We start from the raw sequence: 21,582 nt of genomic DNA, 5'->3' as shown, positions 1-21,582 counted from the left end.
TGCTCAGTGCTCAGTCTACAGTGTACAGTGTACAGTATCATCAATCCTTTCGTTACAAAATGTTATCTGAAACGATTTTTTATAATAACCCATTTAGAATAACTGCTAAGTGAGACTGAATACTGTAAACTTTTTCATCTTCTTTTAAACTCACTTAACAAAATTGCGGTTGCAGTGGCCACATTCAAGCTCTCCGTAGCCTTTGTTTTGCCAAATCTTGGAATCGAAATTTTTTCTTGAATAAGAGTTTCAATTGCTTTGGAAATACCGTTGGCCTCATTCCCCATAACCAAAACCCCTCGATCTCCTAACACTTTATTGTAGACCACTTCGCCTTCCATAAAAGCACCGTAAGATGGCATATCTGTTTCCTTTAAAAATATTTCTAAATCCACATAATTAATATTCACACGTGTTATAGACCCCATGGTTGCCTGAATAACCTTTGGGTTAAAACAATCCACCGTCTCTCTACTGCATACCAAGTCGGATATCCCAAACCAGTCGCAAAGCCTAATTATCGTTCCTAAATTTCCCGGGTCCCTTACAGCATCTAAGGCAACAATAAGCTTGCTTTCGTCAATAGGTTTTGGTTCCGGAATCTTAAAAACCGCCAATGCCATATTGGGTGTGCTTAAAAAACTTATGCGCTTTAAATCTGCTTCAGAAATTAAAAATGCTTCTTTGGCATCAATATTGAAGGTTTCGGTGGTATATAAGCCATGTAAAATAAAGTGTGACTGTAATAATTCTTTGATAGTTTTAAAGCCTTCAGCCACAAACAACCCATGTTGCAATCTATATTTTTTTTGCTTTAAACTCGTTATTAATTTGATCTGGCTTTTAGATAACATATCGTTTTTATTGAAGTCCCATTTTATTTTATAAAGAAAATAAAAAAATATGGTAAGGTTGCGTCACACATAAATTATTTATATCTTTTTTTCGAAGTAAATAATGTATTTTTGAAACCACTATCAACACTTAAAAAATCAATATTTTAGGAAGTTTATATTATGAACAATAATCTGAATTAATTGCAAGTCCATTTGAAAAAAGAGCCCTTAAAAATAATATTTTTCATTTCACTTATAAGCTTTTTTACGGCGTGTAATTCAGTTAAAAGAATTGCTGATGATGAACACTTACTTATCGAAAACACGGTTATAATAAATGGTGATAAAGATAAATCTGAATTCATAAACAATCTTCTTTATCAGAAACCCAATAGCAAAATCCCACTTTTAGGCACGCCTTTAAGATTGCATATTTACAACTTGGCACGACCCAATCTAGATTCTTTATTAAAAGCAAATTTATATAGTGAGGAGAAGAAAAACAATTGGCTGGAAAATTTTCTTTCTAAAAAACAACTTGATAAATACATAGCATCACGCGTTGGTTTTAATCAGTGGCTTAAAAACACAGGTGAAGCCCCTGTTATTGTTAGTGAAGAAAAAACCAAAAGATCGGTGAGCAGGCTAAACGCATATCACATTAACAATGGTTGGTTTGATGTTGATACAAACTATGAAATAAACAAAAAAGACAATAAAAGAGCGACTATCACCTATAAGGTTGAAACTGGCGTGCCTTTTAAAATAGATTCTATTTCTGAGCGTATTACATCACCTGTTATAGATTCCTTGTATGGGAAAATAAAAAAATCATCCCTTATCCAGTCAGGTGACCAATACAGAACAGCCATTTTTAATAATGAACGCGACCGTATTTCTACAGAATTACGTAATTCTGGTCTATTTCATTTTAATCAGGAATATGTCAGTTTTGAGATGGACACTATTGGAAATGATAAAAAAGTAGATGTTGCGTTACAAATTCAAGATAGAGCCATACGAACTCCCGATTCTATTCGTCGTGAGCCATTCCAAATTTACACGATTAAAGATGTTAATATTATTACAGATTACACCTTTGAAAATAGAGGTAAGCCATTTCAAGATTCTATAATTTATGACAATTATAAGTTATTGAGCTACAACAAAATGCGGTATCGCCCAAAGGCACTTACTGATGCCGTTTTCATAACACCCGGGCGTATATTTAGGGACATTGATAGAACACGGACATACAGGTATATTAACGACTTACGCACCTTTAAATACCCAAATATCGATTATTATGAAAATTCAGATTATACGCTTACAGATACGATCAGGCTTACGCCTTTAAAGAAATTTAGTTTAGGCTTTAGTGCCGAAGCGTCTCAAAGTAATATTCAGCGGGTTGGATTTGCATTAAATCCGAGTTTACAAATTAGAAATGTTTTTAGGGGTGCTGAAACGTTTCAGATTTCCGCCATTGGCTCTATAGGGTCTTCAAAAGACAAAAACAATGAGAATGACCCGTTTTTTGATATTAATGAAGTTGGTTTAGATTTAAAATTAACTATCCCAAGATTATTTTCGCCTGTAAATACGGAAAAGATCATCCCAAAATATATGTCTCCAAGTACTAGAATTGGTCTTGCAGCCACCAGTCAGACCAATATTGGATTGGACAAACAAACCTTCACGGGTACCTTTAATTACAATTGGTTCCCAAATAAAAAAATCACTAACCGATTGGATTTGTTTAATATTCAATATGTTCGAAATCTTAATATTGAAAATTATTTCAGAATATATGAAAGCTCATATAATATTCTTAATCAGGTAGCCAAAGATGTAAATTACATTAATGAGGATACAGATTTATTAATTCCAAATGAAACCAGTGAGTTTTTACAATATGTTTTGAACAATCCTAGGCCTGCTGAAGTTAACGATGATCAACTAATTGTTGTAAATACCATTGATGAGCGCAAACAGCGATTAACGGAGAACAACTTAATTCTCTCTTCTAGTTTCAGTTTAATAAATGATGAACGCACCAATCTTTTTGATGATGATTTTTCAATTTTTCGTGTAAAATTAGAATTAGCTGGTAATTTATTAGCCACAACATCCAGCCTTTTAGGTCTTGAAAAAGACCAAGATGGCAGGTATGAATTATTCAATGTGGCCTATTCGCAGTATGTAAAAACAGAGCTGGATTATATAAAACATTTTGATTTAGGCAAAAAAAACATCCTCGCCATGCGAAGCTTTCTAGGCATTGCGATTCCTTATGAAAATTCAACAAACATTCCTTTTTCTAAAAGTTTTTTTGCTGGTGGCCCCAATGACAATCGTGCGTGGAGCGCCTACAATTTAGGTCCTGGAAGCTCAGAAACCCTAAATGAATTTAATGAGGCCAATTTGAAGTTAGCTTTAAGTGTAGAACAACGTTTCAATATTTTTGCAGATTTAAATGGGGCGCTTTTTATTGATGCCGGTAACATTTGGAATGTTTTAGACGATGTTGAAAATGACAATGCCAGATTTTCCGATTTCGGATCACTAAAAGATATTGCTATTGGTTCTGGGTTTGGACTTCGTTACGATTTTGGCTTCTTTGTTTTCCGATTTGATGTTGGCTTTAAAACCTACGATCCCTCTTATCAGGATGAAAACAGATGGTTTAATGATTATAATTTCGGCAATGCTGTTTATAATATTGGTATCAACTACCCTTTTTAAGACCCTATGTTTCTGGTAATTACTATAACGTTTTAGTGCGATTTAAACATTTCCAAAGTGAAATCTTAAATAATTTACTCAAAAAATGATTACTTTTGATTCACAATATAATTTAATCAATTCAATACAATATGGGACACAATATAAAACCAGGAGTAGCCACAGGCAAAGAGGTTCAAGCTATTTTTAATTATGCTAAAGAAAAAGGATTTGCATTACCCGCAGTTAATGTTATAGGTTCAGACACTATTAATGGTGTTTTAGAAACCGCTGCAGCTTTAAATGCACCCGTTATTATTCAATTTTCTAATGGTGGCGCGCAATTTAATGCCGGTAAAGGTTTAAGTAATGATGGACAGAAGGCAGCTATTGCAGGTGCTATTGCTGGCGCCAAGCATGTGCATACCTTAGCTGAAGCTTATGGTGTTCCCGTAATTTTACATACAGACCACTGTGCTAAAAAGTTATTACCTTGGATTGATGGTTTATTAGATGCCAGTGAAACGCATTATAAAGACACTGGAAAATCTTTATTTAGTTCACACATGATAGATTTGTCTGAAGAACCTCTTGAAGAAAATATTGCCATTTGCAAAACCTATTTAGAGCGCATGAGCAAAATGGGTATGACTCTGGAAATTGAATTAGGGATTACTGGCGGTGAAGAAGATGGTGTTGATAATACAGATGTAGACGATTCTAAATTATATACCCAACCAGAAGAAGTGGCTTATGCTTATGAAGAACTAAGTAAAGTAAGTGATCAATTTACTATTGCGGCTGCCTTCGGAAATGTGCATGGGGTTTACAAGCCTGGAAATGTAAAATTGACGCCAAAAATCTTAAAAAATTCTCAAGACTATATTTCTAAAAAATACAATGTAGAGCACAACCATATTGATTTTGTTTTTCACGGTGGCTCAGGCTCTACAGTCGAAGAAATAAGAGAAGGTATTAGTTACGGAGTTATAAAAATGAATATTGACACAGACCTGCAATATGCATTTATGAGTGGTATTCGTGATTATATGGGTGCAAAAGAAGCCTACTTAAAATCGCAAATTGGTAGTCCTGATGGTGACGATTCTCCTAATAAGAAGTATTACGACCCTAGAGTTTGGTTGCGCGAAGGTGAGAAGACCTTTGTAGAACGCTTGAAAAAAGCATTTGAAGATCTAAATAACGTAAATACGTTGTAATATAAAAGTATTGATAATTTAGTTGTAAGAAAGATTCTGCATAGCGTAGAATCTTTTTTATTTTACCTCACCCGGAACTGCTTTTTGGCAGTTCCGACCTCTCCTTCGGAGAGGTAAAGCGGAAACCCAGAGGCAGAGCCGTCGGGGAATTAATTTAGATTAATTAAAGACTCATTGTCAACATTATAGTCTTAAAAAAGTAATTACATTAATAAAATTTGATGACCGTTACTACAAAATTAAAATAAAGGTTTAATTTTGTAGTAACACTTTTAGAACTACTATTCTAAAAACTTGGTACAAATTTAAAGGTATAGCTCTAATGAATAGATTAAATATGAAGTACTCACCATTTCCTATTTATCCTTGATAATATTAGAAGTAACTCTTAAGTTAAAACAGACGACATTGTATTTAATGTATAATGTTTGATAAACAAAAATTGAAAATAATATGTCTTGGTTTAAAAGAAAAGATAAAGGAATACATACTTCTACTGAAGAAAAAAAAGACACTCCAAAAGGACTTTGGTACAAGTCTCCAACAGGTAAAATTGTTGACACTAGTGAATTGGAGAAGAATTTTTATGTTAGTCCAGAAGATGGATATCACGTTCGTATAGGTAGCAAAGAATATTTTGAAATTCTTTTTGATGACAATAAGTTCAAAGAACTGGATGCCAATCTAGAATCCAAGGATCCACTAAAGTTTGAGGATACTAAAAAGTATCCAGAACGTTTAAAGGCAGCTCAAAACAAAACCAAATTGAAAGATGCCGTGCGTTGTGCTGTTGGAAAATCTAAAGGTAATGACTTAGTGGTTGCCTGTATGGATTTTGCTTTTATCGGTGGCTCTATGGGTAGTGTTGTTGGCGAAAAAATTGCACGAGCAGCAGATTACTCATTAAAAAATAATATGCCTTTAATGATTATTTCGAAATCTGGCGGTGCGCGTATGATGGAGGCAGCATTATCATTAATGCAGTTAGCAAAAACATCAGTAAAGTTAGCACAGTTAGCAGAAGCTGGAATTCCTTATATCTCTTTATGTACTGACCCTACTACTGGTGGTACGACGGCATCCTTTGCCATGCTTGGTGATATTAATATTAGTGAACCTGGTGCTCTAATTGGTTTTGCTGGTCCACGAATAGTAAGAGATACCACAGGAAAAGAATTGCCTGAAGGTTTTCAAACTTCTGAATTTCTATTAGAACACGGATTTCTGGATTTTATAACCCAACGCCAAGAGCTAAAGAATAAGGTCAATCAATATATAGATTTAATATTGAATCAGCCATTAAGGGCGTAAAAAAGCGACTCCCTTACAGCCGCTCTTTTATTTATTATGTTCTTTTTAAATAAATTGAAAACTCGGTACCTTGATCCACTTCACTGGTCACAATCACTTTTCCGCCTAAGGACTCAATGTGATTTTTCGTTATAAATAAACCAATGCCCCTGGCATCTTCATTACAGTGAAAGGTCTTATACATTTGGAACAGTTTATCACCGTATTTGTGCATATCAATACCTAAACCGTTATCAGCCACATTAAAAATAACATAATCATTTTGAATATTGCTTGACAATTTAATTTGAGGGCGTCGTTTATCCGATCTATATTTTATAGCGTTGGTTAAAAAATTTAGCACAATACTATCTAAATATGCGGGAATCCCTTTCACGAACATCTTAGGATCAACATTATTTATAATAGTCGCATTAGCATTTCTAGCTACGGCAGTAATATTATAAATGGCCTTTTCTACAAATTCACTTAAATTTAAAGCTTCAATTTTAGTATGCTCGATTTGCTTAATTTTCGCTACTTCGGTCAGGTGACTTATTGTGTCTTCTAAATTTTCGATAGCTTTTTGCAACAAGCCAAAACTTTCATTCTCTTTCAACCAAGAATAATCTTCTTCTAAAAAACCCGTTAGTGTTATTAAATTTCCAGAATGTGACCGAAGATTATGGGTAATAATATCGGCAAAGGCTGTTAATCTTTCATTTTGCTCTCTGGCAACATTGAGCATGACCTTTAATTTTTCCTCTTGATTTTTGCGTTCGGTAATATCACTTAGTTGCCAAATAACATGTGATGGTTCTCCATATCGGTCTCGAACTAGCGATACAGACAGAAGGACCCAAATAATAGAACCATCTTTATGGAAATATCGTTTCTCGACCTGGTACTTTTTTATTTTACCAGCAATCAGTTGATCTAATTGCTTATGTGAAACACCCAAATCTTCACGATAAACAATATCCTGAAAATTCATATTAAAGAGTTCGTTCCGGGTATAACCTAATAAATCGCAAACGGTATCGTTTACTTTTAACCATTGCCCGTCTAGATTAATTATAGCAATTCCGCTGTGCGTATTGTTAAAAATAGTGTCTAGAAAATCGTATGTAGTAGCATCTTCTACTTGAGAGTATAGCGTATTCATGTAAGCAAAAGTATCGACGAAATGCACTTTAGACTTGCTCATAAACACAAAATAAGTACTCATTCGAAAAAAAATGTCCTACACAACGATATAAACCCAAATTATAAAATCAACTCATATGTGACACTATCCAATAAATGCCGTACTTGATTTCATGTAGACCTAAGACCATAGAAGCACTAAAACGTTTCTTCTAAAATAAATGTGGTTGGCTTTCTAAAATAAACAGAAAATGTAGTTCCGACATCAAATTCGCTTTTTACTTTGATTTTACCTCCAAACGGTTCAATATGATTTCGGGTAATAAAAAGCCCTATGCCTAAAGCATCTTTATTTCTGTGGAATGTTTTATACATCTGAAACAACTTGTCGCCATGTTTTCCAAATCGATACCCATTCCATTACCTTCGATATGAAATACCACATAGTCATTTTCAATTTCACTTTATAATTTTATTGTGGTAGCTCTGTTTTCGGCGCGGTATTTAATGGCATTGGTTAAAAAATTCAAAATAATATTGTCTAAATAAGCAGGCACAGCATTTACCAGATGGTCTTTATTAACATGATTTTCGATAATACATTTTTTATTTTTTGCTAAAGCACTTATGTTATAAATGGCATGGGTAACGTAAATTTTTAAATTAAGTGGTTCTATTTTATTCTCATCAATAGACTTTATTTTTGCAACTTCTGTGAGGTGAGACACCGTCTGGCTCAGATTGATGACGGATCCTTTTAAAAGTTCAAAATTTTTCATCTTGAGTTAGTCCATGCGATTCCTTCTAAAAAAGACACTAAAGTACTCAAATTTGAAGCATGAGTTCTTAAATTATGCGTTATGATTTCACCAAAAACTGGATAATCGATTATTCTACTCTTTGGTCACATCGAGCATAATTTCCAATCGATCTCTATCAGTTTTTTGTTTTGAAATATCATATATTTTCGAAACTATATATATAGGTTCCCCTTCTCGGTTTATTACAATTGAAGCAGATACCATGGCCCAAATAATACGGCCACTTTTATGAAAATATCGTTTTTCAATTTAATAGTTATCGTTATCATCATTAAGGAGTGCCTTTAAACAATCTAACTTCATGTCCAGATCGTCCTTATGGGTAATATCTTGAAATAGCATGTTATGAAATTCCTCTTCAGAATATCCTAAATAATCAACTACACTTTGATTAACCTTTACCCATTTACCTTCAAGACTTAAAATAGCTATTCCGCCCTTTACATAGGAAAAAATATTCTCAAACAGCTTATCTTTAATTTGGTCTATATATTTAGGCATATTTGAATGAACTAACAGTACATAACTAAAAATATGACTTTTTTTTTCAAAAACCACTGATTACCATAGGACTAACTTCGTTTTAAAAAAAAGAATTTTACTTCATTTTAAAAAAAGAATTTTTGCTTCTATTCCTTAAAATTTAAATTATTCATTATATTTGCCGCTCGAAAGAAGGGCTTTCGTGTACATAACAATCATTTACAATAATATTAGAATGTATTTATCAAAAGAAGCAAAACAAGACATGTTTGCAAAACACGGTAAAGATAAAAACGATACTGGTTCTGCAGAAGGACAAATCGCTTTGTTTACCCAAAGAATTGAACACTTAACAGCACACTTAAAAAACAATCGTAAAGATTATAATACAGAACGTTCTTTAGTAATGTTAGTAGGTAAAAGAAGAAGCTTACTAGATTACTTAACTAAAAAAGATGTCTTAAGATATCGTGCCATAGTAAAAGAATTAGGATTAAGAAAATAAGAAAAAGAGGCTATATAGCCTCTTTTTTGTTTTAATATTAAAAGTTACATGTCATTACGAGTAAAGTAACTAGCCTGTGCTGAGCGCAGTAGAAGCATGGTAATCTCACAATAAATAAGCAGATTGCCACATCACACAAAAACGTGTGATTCGCAATGACAAATTTTGAAGAAGCTAATTACAGTTTTTCATTGGTCACACAACAACTACACACAACACAACGACCATTGTTTAATTAGAATTAAAAAATTTATGATTCCAAAAGTGTTTAGAGAGGTCATTGACCTAGGTGACGGTAGAGAAATTTCTATTGAAACTGGAAAATTAGCAAAACAGGCACACGGTTCTGTTGTTGTTCAGTCAGGAAAATGTATGTTATTATGTACAGTTGTTTCCAATTACGAACAGAAAGACCTTAATTTTCTACCTTTAACGGTAGATTATAGAGAAAAATTTGCTGCGGCAGGACGTTACCCTGGAGGTTTCTTTAAAAGAGAAGCAAGACCGAGTGATGGTGAAGTTTTAACGATGCGTTTAGTGGACAGAGTATTACGTCCATTATTCCCAAAAGATTATCATTCTGAAACTCAGGTGATGATCCAATTAATGTCTCATGATGAAGACGTTATGCCAGATGCTATGGCAGGATTAGCTGCTTCGGCTGCCATTCAATTATCAGATTTTCCTTTTGAATGCCCAATCTCTGAAGCAAGAGTTGGTCGTGTTAATGGTGAATTTGTAATCAACCCAACACGTGCTCAATTAGAAGAATCTGATTTAGATATGATGATTGGTGCTTCTGCCGATTCAGTAATGATGGTAGAAGGTGAAATGGATGAGATTTCTGAAGAAGAAATGGCAGATGCCATTAAGTTTGCTCACGAAGCTATTAAAGTACAATGTGCTGCTCAAGTTAGACTAGCTGAAGCCTTTGGAAAGAAAGCCATTCGTGAATATGAAGGTGAAAGAGAAGATGAAGATTTAGCGAAGAAAGTTCATGATATGGCTTATGATAAAGTGTATGCTATTGCAAAAGCCGGATCTGCCAAACATGAAAGAAGTGCTGCATTTCAAGAAATAAAAGAAGACATTAAAGCGACGTTTTCTGAAGAAGAACTAGAAGATTATGGTGGTTTAGTTTCTGATTATTATCGTAAAGCTGAAAAAGCAGCTATTCGTGATTTAACTTTAAATGAAGGTTTACGATTAGATGGTCGTCAAACAGATGAGATTAGACCTATTTGGTGTGAAATTGATTATTTACCATCAACACATGGTTCAGCAATTTTTACACGTGGAGAAACTCAAGCTTTAGCTACAGTAACTTTAGGAACATCTAGAGATGCAAACCAATTAGACATGCCATCTTTTGAAGGTGAAGAGCGTTTCTACTTACATTATAACTTCCCTCCTTTTTGTACTGGAGAAGCAAGACCAATTCGGGGAACATCTCGTAGAGAAGTTGGACATGGTAATTTAGCACAACGTGCTTTAAAAGGCATGATTCCCGAGGAATGCCCATATACAGTGCGTATCGTTTCTGAAGTATTAGAATCTAACGGTTCTTCTTCAATGGCAACAGTTTGTTCTGGTACCATAGCACTTATGGATGCTGGTGTGCAAATGAAAAAACCAGTTTCTGGTATTGCTATGGGATTAATTTCTGATGCCGATTCTGGAAAATATGCGGTATTATCTGATATTTTAGGTGATGAAGATCACTTAGGTGATATGGATTTTAAAGTGACTGGTACTGCCGATGGTATTACGGCTTGCCAAATGGATATTAAAGTAAAAGGATTGTCTTATGAAATCCTTGTGGATGCTTTAAAACAAGCTCGTAATGGCCGTTTACATATCTTAGAAAAATTAACAGAAACTATTGCTGCTCCAAATGCAGAAGTTAAGGATCACGCTCCTACAATGGTTACCAGAAGAATTCCTAATGAATTTATTGGTGCGTTAATTGGACCAGGCGGAAAAGTAATTCAAGAATTACAAAAAGAAACTGAGACCACTATTGTTATTAACGAAGATCCCGTGACCGAAGAAGGTGTTGTAGAGATTTTAGGTGTTGGCCGTACAGGTATTGATGCTGTTATGACAAAAATAGACTCGTTAATGTTTAAGCCTACAGTTGGTAATGTTTACCAAGTAAAAGTGATTAAAATGCTTGACTTTGGTGCTGTTGTAGAATATATGGATGCTCCAGGAAACGAGGTGTTATTGCACGTAAGTGAATTGGCTTGGGAACGTACTGAAAATGTATCTGATGTAGTAAATATGGGTGATGTTTTTGATGTGAAGTATTTTGGACAAGATCCAAGAACTCGTAAAGAAAAAGTATCTCGTAAAGCTATTTTACCAAAACCAGAAGGTTATGTAGCAAGACCACCTAGAGACAACTCTAGGGATAGTCGTGGTGGACGTGATAACAGAGGTAGAGATAATCGTGGACGCGATAACCGCAGAGACGATAGAAAACCTAGAGAAGATAGAAAACCTAGAGAAGATAAGAAAGAAGAGTAATTCTGATTTACTTTATATATTGAAAGCCCATCAAATTTTGATGGGCTTTTTTATTCTAATTTTTTAAGGAAAGATTATATTCTTGTTGAAGCTGTTTTGTAGTTTTTGTTAAGCCATTTGGGTTCCAACCAGGTGGGCGGAAAATATAGCTTAATGCCTCAAAAACCGATTTGGAATTTATTACGTCCTTCCATAAATAACGATATTCATGGAGGATGATATCAGCAGGATTGGAAAGATTTGTTGGCATAAGTGTACCATACTTAATTGTCACATCGGTATCATATTCTTTATAGCTTCCAAAAAGTCTATCAAATATAGAGAGAATAGCCCCATGGTTCTTATCTAGATAAGGCGTATTACTTGCATGGTGCACTTGATGATGTTTTGGAGTTACGAATAAAAAACTCGCCCATTTTAGTTTTGGGCAATAAGGTGTATGCAAAAAGAATTGCCAAATAATCTGAAGTGCAAAACAAAACAAAATCATTTCTGGATGAAATCCTAAAACAGGGATCCACATATAGAAAAATGGTTTATAAATTTTTGACAACCAACTCAGCCTAAAGGAGGTACTTAGATTAAAATGTTCTGAGGTGTGATGTACCACATGTGCGGCCCACAAAAAACGTACCGTATGATTTAGTCTATGCACCCAATATTGACTGAACTCACACAGAATTAGACAAATTATCCAAATATACCATTGGTATCCAAAAGAAGAATAGCCTAAAATGTTATAATGCAAACCATCATCCACAGTATTAAATGTAAAGTATACAAAATAAAAAATTGCAGCCGCAGACATAAAACTTAATGTAACTTCAATAAACATAATACCGGCAGTAAAAAAACCATTCATCAATGAATCTTTAATGCTGTAAACATGTTTATGCTTATTAACTTTACTATAAGCATATTCCAAGAAAATACATACAAAAAAAATAGGGGAAACTAATAATACCGGGTTATCTGTAGGTGAGGCCAAATCTTCTTTTGTTAAAAAATTTTATGTAAAGATATTAAAATTGAAATAGTGGGACTACAAACTATTTTGCATTTTTGCTATTTGTTTTTTTTCCAATGCCTTTCTAATCTGTTCGCTATCCTAATGTTTGTCAAACTCTACTATGCCTCGTTTAAAAACTCTAACAACTGTGTGTTCAGAAATTAGTGATATACCATCCTTGGTTAAACCTCCAAACTATTTGATAAATCAACTAAATTATTTTGTATAGCGATAAGTGTAAATTACGAAAAAAAAATTCGGCTTGCAGATAAAAGTTTGTACATGGTTTTTTTGAGTATTTAAGAACCTAATTTAGAATATAAAATCAAAGCTTTAGGAGTACAACGATTCGGCTTTTTAAATCTCACTACGGATTTATAGTTATTAATCGTTAGGTTATTTAGTTCTTATAAGATTGTCAGGCAGCATATCTGGCGTGTCTGTGATGAAAATATTTTTTCACTTGTGGTTTGTCCTTTTTTCTTTTGTTCATAAAATCATTGATATTTTCCTTTAGCTGTTCCTTGTTGATCGCCCTTTTCTTGCCGATAATATTGGTCTTCAGATCTTGGTTGACGTATTCCTGGGGATTCAGTTCCGGGGAATAGGGCGGGATGAACAATACTTCGATCTTATCATTGTTCTCCTCTAGCCATTGGTCAAGTTTGATGGTCTTGTGGGCGGGATGGTTATCGGTAATGAAAAATATCTTTTTATTGCTATACTTTATCATCAGTAGCAAGAACATCTTAAAGACCTCGCTGTTGAAGCCCTTCTCCATCAACATGAACTGCAGATGCCCCCTGTTGCTTATTGCGGAGATCATATTGACCGTGTATCTTTTCCCCGTTGCCTTTATTATAGGCGTTTTTCCTTTAGGGGCATAGCTCTTGCCTGCCTGGTGGTCGCTCCTGCAGCCCGTCTCGTCCCCAAAGTATATTATCGCTCTTTCTGCCTTTGCCCTTTTTTCTATCGCCGGATATTCTTCCTCCAGCCATTTCCGTACGTTTTCCGGCTTTTGCTCGAACGCCTTTCTTATGGGCTTTTGGGGAGTGTACCCCCATTTTTTCAGGTAGCGCCCTACCTGCCAGCGCGACAGCTCGACGCCGAACTTCTGCGATATCAGCTGCTGTACGGCTTCCCTTGTCCAAAGTCCGAAGGGGAGCTTCAACTGCTCGGGAAGTTTTTCCCTGATAAGTTCCCGCACCTTATGGGCCTGGTCCTTCTTGAGTTTCATGCCGCCCTGCACACCACGTTTCCTGCTGCACAGCGCGCGCTTGCCGCCGGCCCTGTACCGCGCCCATATCTTGTTTACCGAACGCTCGGTGATACCGAAAATCTCGGCGGCCTGTCTCTGGGTGCCCAATTTCTTGCGGAGATAATCGGCCACACGCAACCGTGTTTCCTCTTGGGCATCTTGGTTCTTACGCTTCTTCACCTTTGTTTTCATACAATAAAGATACGTAAAATTTTCAGCATAAGAACTAATTTATGCTCTTATTAATAATTTAATAATCAATTATATTAAAAAGGAAATAAATTTCAAAAATAGAGGAACTGGAAAGTGTACAAGGTCAAACAAATTCTGCTATAAAAGAACATAAGTAGTTTCATAAAATTAAATGTAAAACTCATCAAATGATATCATTTACATTTTGGAACTGAAAATAACTCAATTCTGTACTTATTCTGTACTATGTGAAATAAAAAAAGGTCAGAAAAGGCAGTCTTTTTTTTGCAATTTTTCTAGTAAATTCTTAACTTTAAGAATGATCAGAAAAGTAGTTTTTAAGACCTATGACCAAGACCAGTTAAGTCTTTTACCGCCAAGTTATGATGATTTAGTTCCAAAGAATCATCCAGTTCGCATTGTAAACATGATTATTGATAGTGTAGATATTAGTGCTTTAGAAAAAAGTCACAAAGGTGGTGGCACCTCAAGTTATAATCCACGCATGCTGCTCAAGGTTATTATTTATGCGTATTTACGTAACCTTTATTCTTCGCGAAAAATAGAACAGGCCTTACATGAGAACATTCATTTTATGTGACTCAGTGGGCAAAGTAAGCCCGACCACAATACCATAAATGATTTTAGGGGCAAACGCCTGCAAGGGCATCTAAAGAAAATATTTCATAAGGTGATGTTGCTTTTCCATCGTCAGCAAACACAAAAAAAAGAAACAGTCTGTTACTGGCTTTAAAAAATGTATATAATTTTGGAAAAATAAGTGGCGAAACCCATATCCAATACAGTCGTTTTAACTGGAATTATGCCAATCCGTTGCGTAAAAATTCGCCACAAGTTGTGGTTTTGGGAACCACTGATGAAACCTTGGCTATTTTAGGGCATCTCGGTTATTTCTTCAATGCCATTGAAAACACGGTTCAAGTACAACAAAAATTCAAATATTATTTAGAAAACCACACTATCAAAGCTGGTTTAAATTATATAAGAAGCGACCACAAATTGTTTGGTGGCGGCAACCCTAACGGTAATTATACAGTAAAATTAACACAAGCTCAAATTGATGCTATAGCAAATAGTGGCATTGGAAAGTGGTTTAGATATCAATGATGTTCCAGCAAATGCAACTGCTGTTAATTATAATGTAGAGTTGAGACCAGCGTCTTTTGGAACCTATCAAGAAATTTATATTTGTGATTATGAGTGAACATATCCATAAAAGACATAACAAGGGTTTGCTTCTTTATCATTTTGTTTGCCCCATCAAATATAGGAGGGATGTATTGAGCGATGAGATTTCTGTAACGTTTAAGGAGATCTGCCTGAAGATAGAAGAGCGATATGAAATTCATTTTTTGGAGATTGGACTTGATAGAGACCACGTCCATTTTTTGATTCAGAGCGTTTCTTCAAATGCCCCTAAAAAGATAATCGGTGCTGTTAAAAGTATTACGGCAAAAGAGATTTTCAGGCTTCATCCCGAGGTGAAAAAGGTTGTTCTGTGGTGGAAAATTTTGGATAAGCAGATACTATGTGAACACGGTAGGACAGTATGCTGATGAGGAGGTGATCAAGAAATATCTCCAAAATCAAGGAAAATCGAACTATAAAGAGATACATAGAAATCAATTATGTTTGTTTTGATACCTCGATGGCTCTGCCTCCTTTAGATTTGTTTTTATAAAATATCACTTTAAAAGAACAAAGATAATGATGATGAAGTTTCTTTTTTTGCCTCCTTTTTTCTTTGTTAATAAGTTGTATTTTGTTAATAAAAAAGAACGGGGTGCCGATATTTACGTTATCACGCATAAAATATGCAAAAGCAACCCATTATGTACCAAGTACTGAGCAAAGATATGATAGAAATGGAAATAGTTCCATATTTACCAGAGACAAAACGAGACTTTAAGCCCAAAGCACCTCTTTATGAGACCATTAATACCACTACTATACAAACTAAAAATAGGTGTTCAATGGGACTATTTGCCAGTTAAGAGCTTATTTAGTGATGCGATATTGCATTATAAAACGGTTTTTGCAATTAGTTGCCTAAATATTAAATAAATAATAAAAACGGGGAGTGACCTAGTTTTTCCATAGATTTGTTTAACACTAATACTTCCTTAAAAACAGATGAACCTTATTCTTGAGGAAATAAGCAAACGTAACCGAAAAGTCTTTAAGAATTTTTTTAACAAGAACTATAAAGATTTGGTTGTTTATGCAAATGGCTACCTTTTCGATAAGGATTCGAGCGAGGATATAGTACAGGAAACGTTCATCTATATATGGGAGAATGCAGATAAATTGAAAATTAAAACATCATTAAAAGGCTATCTCTATGCCATGGTGCGTAATAGGTGTTTAAACTTTTTAAAATCCATAAAAGTTACAGACAACTTTGAGTTTCTGGAGTTTAATCTCAACCTCATTACCGAGCATGTTTTCGATTCCACTTCAGAAGAAGACAAAAAAATCGTATATCACCAAATCTTAAAGATTGTTGATGCGCTTCCTGACAAAATGCAACAAGTTGTAAAATTAAAATTCTTACATAATTATAAGTATTCAGAAATTGCCGACGAACTTGGTATTTCTGTTAACACCGTTAAAACGCAATTAAAAAGAGCAAAATCAAAAATTACAGCGCTCGTAACCTCTATTATTGTTTTGCTACAAATGTGTTAATGACCAAATACGTTTATTAACACATTGTTATCTTTTTATGAAAATTTTTAAAGATTTCTTCGTCTTTTGTCACCCTTTTTTGGTTTTTAGTTGTCTTTATATTATAAGGCCTATAAATCGGATTAAATGGAATTTAAATTAATTATAAAAAATCTTAAGAAAACGCTTACTGCGGAAGAGAGAATTATTTTTTCTAAATGGTATAATGAGAGAAAAGCTCACAAAAATTATTTTGATAATGTAAAAGCGAATTATCAAAATGATATTCACAATATTAATATTGAAAATGGTTGGAAAGCTATTGAAAGTAAAATAGAAGCATCAAAGCAAAAGAATAATTACTGGAAGTATGCGATTGCAGCTTCTGTTGTGATTTTAATATCAATCTCTTATGTTTTCAACAAAGACAATGCACAAGTTAATGAGCCCATTATTGTAAATAACACTATTGAGATCGGTACGGATAAAGCGATACTTACTTTAGAAGACGGATCTGATATAATGTTAGGAAAAGGTCAAGATTACATAGCAGGTAACTTAAACAGCAATGGAGAAGAATTAATTTATAATGTTGTAAGCAATTCTAAAGCAGAAATCAAATATAACTATCTAACGATCCCTAGAGGCGGTCAATTTCATGTAATACTTTCAGATGGTACAGAAGTCTGGTTAAACTCCGAATCACAGTTAAAATATCCAGTAGCATTCAATAATGGAGAGACAAGACAAGTAGAGTTAGTTTACGGAGAAGCCTATTTCGATGTGTCATCAAGTACGGATCACGATGGTGCAAACTTCAAGGTAAATACCTTAGTACAGGAAGTTGAAGTATTAGGTACCGAATTCAATATCAAAGCTTATAAAGACGAAACCAATATATCCACGACTTTGGTGGAGGGAAATGTCATTGTGAATTTTGAAGGAAAAAAACAAAATTTAGTGCCTAATCAACAATCAAACCTTAATATTAACACCAACACCATATCGGTTAAGAATGTAGACGTTTATAACGAAACCTCTTGGAAGGACGGGATATTCAGTTTTGAAGAAAAATCGCTTAAAGAGATAATGAAGGTGTTATCCCGTTGGTACGATGTGGATATAGTTTTTAAAAATAAGACTATTGAAAATGAAGAATTTATGGGCGTGTTAGGTAAAGATCAAAATTTGGAAGAAATACTATCTAGCATTAAAAATTTTGGAATAATTAAGGATTTTCAAGTCAAAAATAAAAAGGTATTATTAGAATAAAAAAAGGGAGTGAGGTAAAAACATTTTACTGTATCCAACTTCATCCCTCTATTAAGTATTAATTGAATGTATAACTAACACCAACAAATTTATGGAAATTAAATTAATTAATGTCCGTTATTTTATTCGAAAACGGCTGCTTTTGATGATTATGAAAACGTTTGTCTTATTACTGTGTACAACTGTTTATAGTTTTACAACAGAAAAATCGTTTTCTCAAGAAAAGGTAATCATAGACAAAGATCAATTAGTTACAGTTGATCAAGTCTTTAGAATTATCAAACAACAAACAGATTATCGTTTTATTTATCCTAAAGATCTATTTAAGAATACCTCAAAGGTGCAGTTAAAAAAAGGAGAGATAAAAATAACTAAACTGTTAAAGCAAAGTTTATCAGACAATTACTTCGTTTTCGTGTTAACGAAAAAAAATGAAATTGTAGTTGAGGAAAAGACCGTAATTAATGATTCTAAACAACAAGTTCAACAAAAAATCAATGGTACGGTAGTCGACGCAAATAATGTGCCATTACTTGGAGCAAGTGTTTTGGTAAAAGGAACAACTGTAGGAACCGTAACGGATTTTGATGGAAATTTCGAATTAAGTCTGCCGAATGATGCCAACACATTAATAGTGTCTTATATAGGTTTTAAAACTCAAGAAGTTGATATTACAAATAAAACAACTGTATCTATAATTCTTTTGGCAGATGCTGCTTCTCTCGATGAAGTGGTGGTAGTTGGATATGGAACTTTGGCCAAGAAAAGGGTATCTGGTTCTGTAGCGTCTGTTTCATCGAAGGACATTGCTGATATACCTGTAGTAAGTTTAGAGAATGCTATCATTGGTCAAGTTGCTGGAGTACAGGTACAGGAAACCACTGGTGAACCAGGAGCTAGCCCAACTATCAGGATTCGCGGTACAGGATCTATATCAGCAGGCAACGATCCGCTATTCGTTGTAGATGGAATTCCTATATCTAAAAATGTTACATCTGTAGGTATACAAGGTGAATTAGCCAGAAGGGCTGGTAGATTTCAGGAACCAGCAGCGAACCCTTTAGCAACTATTAATCCTAATGATATTGCATCAATAGAGATCTTAAAAGATGCATCTGCAGCTGCCATTTATGGTTCAAGGGGTGGAAATGGTGTCGTAATTATTACAACCAAAAAAGGAACCACAACTGATGAAGGTGCTTTTTCGTTCAACTCTTTTGTCGGCGTACAAACCTTAGCAAATAAAATTAACTTGATGAACTCTCAAGAATTGATTGATTATACCCGTGATGCACGAAATAACAATTATCTTTCATCGGTTCCAAGTGCTTCTATTAATGATCCTATTGGGCCTGGTGATAGAGGTGATACAAATTATGAAATGCCCGAGTCATTTTTGAATTGGGATGGTACAGACACAGACTGGCAAGATCTTATTTTTGATTCTGGGATAGTACAAAGCTATAATCTTTCTTATGCATCACCAGTGAAAAACAAATCAAGTTTTTTTGTATCAGGGGGATATTATAATCAAGAAGGTATAGTAGACGGATCTCAATATGAGAGATATAATGCGTTATTGAACCTTAACTCACAATTAACTGAAAAACTCAATCTAGATATTAGGTTAGCACCTGCTGTAACCGATAATCAAAGAAAACCGGTTAATGCCCCATATTTTGCAAGGCCTCCAGGAATTGTATATTCCGCATTGGTGCATTCACCAACTGTAAAACCATATAATGCAGATGGTTCAATTAATCAAACAGACAATCAATCCTTTCTTGGAGGAGGTACAACAACAGCAAGTAATCCACTAGCTATTATACAATCAGTCGATGACAGATTATTTCAGTTCCAAACCCGTGCATCTTTAGGGCTTTCTTATGATATTCTTCCTGAATTAACTTTTAAAACATTCGCAGGGACTTATATTAATGTATTCAATCGTGATTTTTTTAGAGATAACTCGCTTCTATATAGGAATGCCGCAGAGGGTGAATCATATGCTCAAGCGGCTTCTTCTACAGAAGTCAATTGGTTATGGGAAAACACTTTGAATTGGGAAAAAGAAATTGGTGATCATTATTTTAATGCTATTATGGGTTATACCGTTCAAAAGGATGAAGTTAATATTAAACAAGTACAAGCTGATAACTTCCCGGACGATTTAGTCCCAACGATTAGTGGAGGACAAGTGTTTGCTGGAACTTCGGTTAAAGAAGAATGGTCTTTGGTTTCGGCATTGTTCAGGTTAAATTACAGTTTTAAAGACAAATATCTTTTTACTGGAACTATAAGAACTGATAAATCATCTCGTTTCGGGACAAATAACAAGACAGGATACTTTCCATCATTTTCATTGGGATGGAGAGTAAGTGAAGAAGATTTCTTGAGTTCTATAGAGTCGATATCTGAACTAAAAATTAGAGCCAGCTGGGGTCAAACAGGAAATTTTGAGATCCCAAACTTTGGCGCAATTGGATTGTTAAGTCCTGATAATTATAACTTCAACGGAAATGAAGTGAATGGTCTTGTTCAATCTACAATTCCAAATCCGGAACTTACCTGGGAAAAGTCAACTCAAACAGACGTCGGTATAGAATTAGGAATGTTCAATAATCGCTTATTCTTATTGGCTGATTATTATAGTACAACAACAGAAGATTTATTGTTAAATGTAAGTATCTCATCGGTTTCGGGTTTCAATACTGCATTGCAGAATTTGGGTGAAGTAAGGAATCGAGGCTTTGAATTAGCCTTGCGTTCTCGAAATTTTGTAGGTGATTTCACTTGGGATACTGATATCAATTTTTCTACTAATGATAACGAAGTAATATCTCTTAATGAGAAAAATGAACCTATCTTTTCGGCCGGAGGAGCAGGTGTAAGGCATGTTACCCGTGTAGGAGATGCTATTGGAAGTTATTATGGTTATGTGGTAGAAGGTATTTATCAAACACAAGCCGAAATAGATAGTGCTCCTTTTGACACGCAGGCTCCAAATCCAGCACCTGGTGATTTTAGGTTCAAGGATGTCGATGGAGATGGACAAATAACTCCTGACGATAGAACTGTAACTGGTAGTTATTTCCCAGATTTTACTTGGGGTATTACCAATAGATTTGGATACAAAGATTTTGATCTTAGTATATTAGTTCAAGGAGTAGAAGGAAACGAAATCTTAAATCTTACCTCCAGACACCTTAAAAATGGAGAGGCCAATTTTAATTCTTATGCAATTTTTAACCAGAGATGGAGATCTGCGTTAGAGCCGGGTAATGGACAAATACCAAGGGCCGATAGAGCAACCGGAAATCATGGTAATAATAACAGACCATCATCCTTTCAGGTTGAAGATGGATCTTTTATTCGTTTAAGAAATATAACATTAGGTTATACACTTCCTGCTAAAAAATTATTAGGAGGATCTGTTGATAAACTAAGGATATATTTAACCGGTACAAATTTGTTCACAGATACAGATTATTTGGGTTACAACCCTGAAGTAAGTAACATTACTGGGAGCTTAACTCCAGGAGAAGATTACGGTGCATTTCCTTTAACTAAGACAATAGCATTGGGGTTTAACCTCAATTTTTAACTAAA

At 34.5% G+C, this 21,582-nt stretch carries 17 protein-coding genes and 2 pseudogenes; 12 read left to right on the top strand and 7 right to left on the bottom strand.

The window, feature by feature from the left end; translation table 11 throughout:
- Positions 1–134: 134 nt before the first annotated feature.
- Entirely contained in the window at positions 135–854 is a 720-nt protein-coding gene (locus FAF07_RS12275) for a TrmH family RNA methyltransferase (protein ID WP_142785378.1), read from the bottom strand.
- Positions 855–1,049: 195 nt separating this feature from the next.
- Between FAF07_RS12275 and tamL the strand changes: the two genes are divergently transcribed.
- From tamL to accD, 3 genes are all read left to right on the top strand, one after another.
- Positions 1,050–3,581 (top strand): translocation and assembly module lipoprotein TamL, encoded by a 2,532-nt coding sequence (gene tamL / locus FAF07_RS12270; RefSeq protein ID WP_142785377.1) that lies wholly within the window; start codon positions 1,050–1,052, stop codon positions 3,579–3,581.
- A gap of 131 nt (positions 3,582–3,712) precedes the next feature.
- Entirely contained in the window at positions 3,713–4,780 is a 1,068-nt protein-coding gene (fbaA, locus tag FAF07_RS12265; RefSeq protein ID WP_142785376.1) for a class II fructose-bisphosphate aldolase, read from the top strand.
- 453 nt (positions 4,781–5,233) lie between these two features.
- The gene (accD, locus tag FAF07_RS12260) at positions 5,234–6,091 is read left to right on the top strand and encodes an acetyl-CoA carboxylase, carboxyltransferase subunit beta (protein ID WP_142785375.1); all 858 of its coding nucleotides are present in this window, start codon (positions 5,234–5,236) and stop codon (positions 6,089–6,091) included.
- 34 nt (positions 6,092–6,125) lie between these two features.
- On the opposite strand, the gene FAF07_RS12255 is transcribed toward accD, so the two are convergent.
- The 4 genes and pseudogenes from FAF07_RS12255 to FAF07_RS18885 all read right to left on the bottom strand — a co-directional run bounded on the left by FAF07_RS12255 (position 6,126) and on the right by FAF07_RS18885 (position 8,538).
- Positions 6,126–7,298, bottom strand: coding sequence for a sensor histidine kinase (locus tag FAF07_RS12255; protein ID WP_246067696.1), 1,173 nt, complete (start codon positions 7,296–7,298; stop codon positions 6,126–6,128).
- A 116-nt stretch (positions 7,299–7,414) separates the two neighbouring features.
- A complete protein-coding gene (locus FAF07_RS12250; protein ID WP_142785374.1) occupies positions 7,415–7,591 on the bottom strand; it encodes a HAMP domain-containing histidine kinase in 177 nt (58 codons plus the stop codon).
- 89 nt (positions 7,592–7,680) lie between these two features.
- Complete coding sequence (locus FAF07_RS12245) at positions 7,681–7,995, bottom strand: ATP-binding protein (protein ID WP_142785373.1); 315 nt, start codon at positions 7,993–7,995, stop codon at positions 7,681–7,683.
- Positions 7,996–8,109: 114 nt separating this feature from the next.
- A pseudogene (locus tag FAF07_RS18885) lies at positions 8,110–8,538 on the bottom strand (PAS domain S-box protein).
- A 217-nt stretch (positions 8,539–8,755) separates the two neighbouring features.
- Between FAF07_RS18885 and rpsO the strand changes: the two are divergent.
- Positions 8,756–9,025, top strand: coding sequence for a 30S ribosomal protein S15 (gene rpsO / locus FAF07_RS12230; RefSeq protein WP_142785370.1), 270 nt, complete (start codon positions 8,756–8,758; stop codon positions 9,023–9,025).
- 252 nt (positions 9,026–9,277) lie between these two features.
- Positions 9,278–11,554: a polyribonucleotide nucleotidyltransferase gene (locus tag FAF07_RS12225; RefSeq protein WP_142785369.1), complete on the top strand. Its 2,277-nt coding sequence runs from the start codon at positions 9,278–9,280 to the stop codon at positions 11,552–11,554.
- A gap of 55 nt (positions 11,555–11,609) precedes the next feature.
- On the opposite strand, the gene FAF07_RS12220 is transcribed toward FAF07_RS12225, so the two are convergent.
- Positions 11,610–12,542: a sterol desaturase family protein gene (locus FAF07_RS12220; protein ID WP_221930756.1), complete on the bottom strand. Its 933-nt coding sequence runs from the start codon at positions 12,540–12,542 to the stop codon at positions 11,610–11,612.
- A gap of 439 nt (positions 12,543–12,981) precedes the next feature.
- Positions 12,982–14,013 (bottom strand): IS630 family transposase, encoded by a 1,032-nt coding sequence (locus FAF07_RS12215; RefSeq protein ID WP_142784028.1) that lies wholly within the window; start codon positions 14,011–14,013, stop codon positions 12,982–12,984.
- 319 nt (positions 14,014–14,332) lie between these two features.
- Here FAF07_RS12215 and FAF07_RS12210 point away from each other — a divergent pair, with 319 nt between their 5' ends.
- The 7 genes and pseudogenes from FAF07_RS12210 to FAF07_RS12180 all read left to right on the top strand — a co-directional run bounded on the left by FAF07_RS12210 (position 14,333) and on the right by FAF07_RS12180 (position 21,577).
- Positions 14,333–14,614, top strand: a complete 282-nt coding sequence (locus tag FAF07_RS12210) for a transposase (RefSeq protein WP_142785367.1) — start codon at positions 14,333–14,335, stop codon at positions 14,612–14,614.
- 233 nt (positions 14,615–14,847) lie between these two features.
- Positions 14,848–15,141, top strand: coding sequence for a hypothetical protein (locus tag FAF07_RS12205; protein ID WP_142785366.1), 294 nt, complete (start codon positions 14,848–14,850; stop codon positions 15,139–15,141).
- A gap of 89 nt (positions 15,142–15,230) precedes the next feature.
- Positions 15,231–15,675 (top strand): annotated as a pseudogene (gene tnpA / locus FAF07_RS12200) (IS200/IS605 family transposase).
- Positions 15,676–15,848: 173 nt separating this feature from the next.
- Positions 15,849–16,028 carry a hypothetical protein gene (locus FAF07_RS12195; RefSeq protein WP_142785365.1) on the top strand — a complete coding sequence of 60 codons (180 nt, stop codon included), beginning with the start codon at positions 15,849–15,851 and terminating at the stop codon, positions 16,026–16,028.
- Between the two features lie 139 nt (positions 16,029–16,167).
- Complete coding sequence (locus FAF07_RS12190) at positions 16,168–16,722, top strand: RNA polymerase sigma factor (RefSeq protein WP_142785364.1); 555 nt, start codon at positions 16,168–16,170, stop codon at positions 16,720–16,722.
- Between the two features lie 126 nt (positions 16,723–16,848).
- Positions 16,849–17,973, top strand: coding sequence for a FecR family protein (locus FAF07_RS12185; RefSeq protein WP_142785363.1), 1,125 nt, complete (start codon positions 16,849–16,851; stop codon positions 17,971–17,973).
- Positions 17,974–18,064: 91 nt separating this feature from the next.
- Positions 18,065–21,577, top strand: a complete 3,513-nt coding sequence (locus tag FAF07_RS12180) for a SusC/RagA family TonB-linked outer membrane protein (protein WP_246067695.1) — start codon at positions 18,065–18,067, stop codon at positions 21,575–21,577.
- Positions 21,578–21,582: the final 5 nt, after the last annotated feature.

This window comes from Changchengzhania lutea, assembly GCF_006974145.1.
In the GTDB taxonomy this organism is placed as follows: Bacteria; Bacteroidota; Bacteroidia; order Flavobacteriales; family Flavobacteriaceae; genus Changchengzhania; species Changchengzhania lutea.
Note: the sequence above shows the minus strand (reverse complement) of the source record. Positions and strands in the feature narration are given on the sequence as shown.

Excerpts from the sequence above, each read along its gene's own strand:
- FAF07_RS12275 (WP_142785378.1), bottom strand. The coding sequence starts at position 854 with ATGTTATCTAAAAGCCAGATCAAATTAATAACGAGTTTAAAGCAAAAA.
- fbaA (WP_142785376.1), top strand. The coding sequence starts at position 3,713 with ATGGGACACAATATAAAACCAGGAGTAGCCACAGGCAAAGAGGTTCAA.
- accD (WP_142785375.1), top strand. The coding sequence starts at position 5,234 with ATGTCTTGGTTTAAAAGAAAAGATAAAGGAATACATACTTCTACTGAA.
- FAF07_RS12255 (WP_246067696.1), bottom strand. The coding sequence starts at position 7,298 with ATGAGTACTTATTTTGTGTTTATGAGCAAGTCTAAAGTGCATTTCGTC.
- FAF07_RS12250 (WP_142785374.1), bottom strand. The coding sequence starts at position 7,591 with ATGTATAAAACATTCCACAGAAATAAAGATGCTTTAGGCATAGGGCTT.
- FAF07_RS12245 (WP_142785373.1), bottom strand. The coding sequence starts at position 7,995 with ATGAAAAATTTTGAACTTTTAAAAGGATCCGTCATCAATCTGAGCCAG.
- rpsO (WP_142785370.1), top strand. The coding sequence starts at position 8,756 with ATGTATTTATCAAAAGAAGCAAAACAAGACATGTTTGCAAAACACGGT.
- FAF07_RS12225 (WP_142785369.1), top strand. The coding sequence starts at position 9,278 with ATGATTCCAAAAGTGTTTAGAGAGGTCATTGACCTAGGTGACGGTAGA.
- FAF07_RS12215 (WP_142784028.1), bottom strand. The coding sequence starts at position 14,013 with ATGAAAACAAAGGTGAAGAAGCGTAAGAACCAAGATGCCCAAGAGGAA.
- FAF07_RS12210 (WP_142785367.1), top strand. The coding sequence starts at position 14,333 with ATGATCAGAAAAGTAGTTTTTAAGACCTATGACCAAGACCAGTTAAGT.
- FAF07_RS12195 (WP_142785365.1), top strand. The coding sequence starts at position 15,849 with ATGCAAAAGCAACCCATTATGTACCAAGTACTGAGCAAAGATATGATA.
- FAF07_RS12190 (WP_142785364.1), top strand. The coding sequence starts at position 16,168 with ATGAACCTTATTCTTGAGGAAATAAGCAAACGTAACCGAAAAGTCTTT.
- FAF07_RS12185 (WP_142785363.1), top strand. The coding sequence starts at position 16,849 with ATGGAATTTAAATTAATTATAAAAAATCTTAAGAAAACGCTTACTGCG.
- FAF07_RS12180 (WP_246067695.1), top strand. The coding sequence starts at position 18,065 with ATGGAAATTAAATTAATTAATGTCCGTTATTTTATTCGAAAACGGCTG.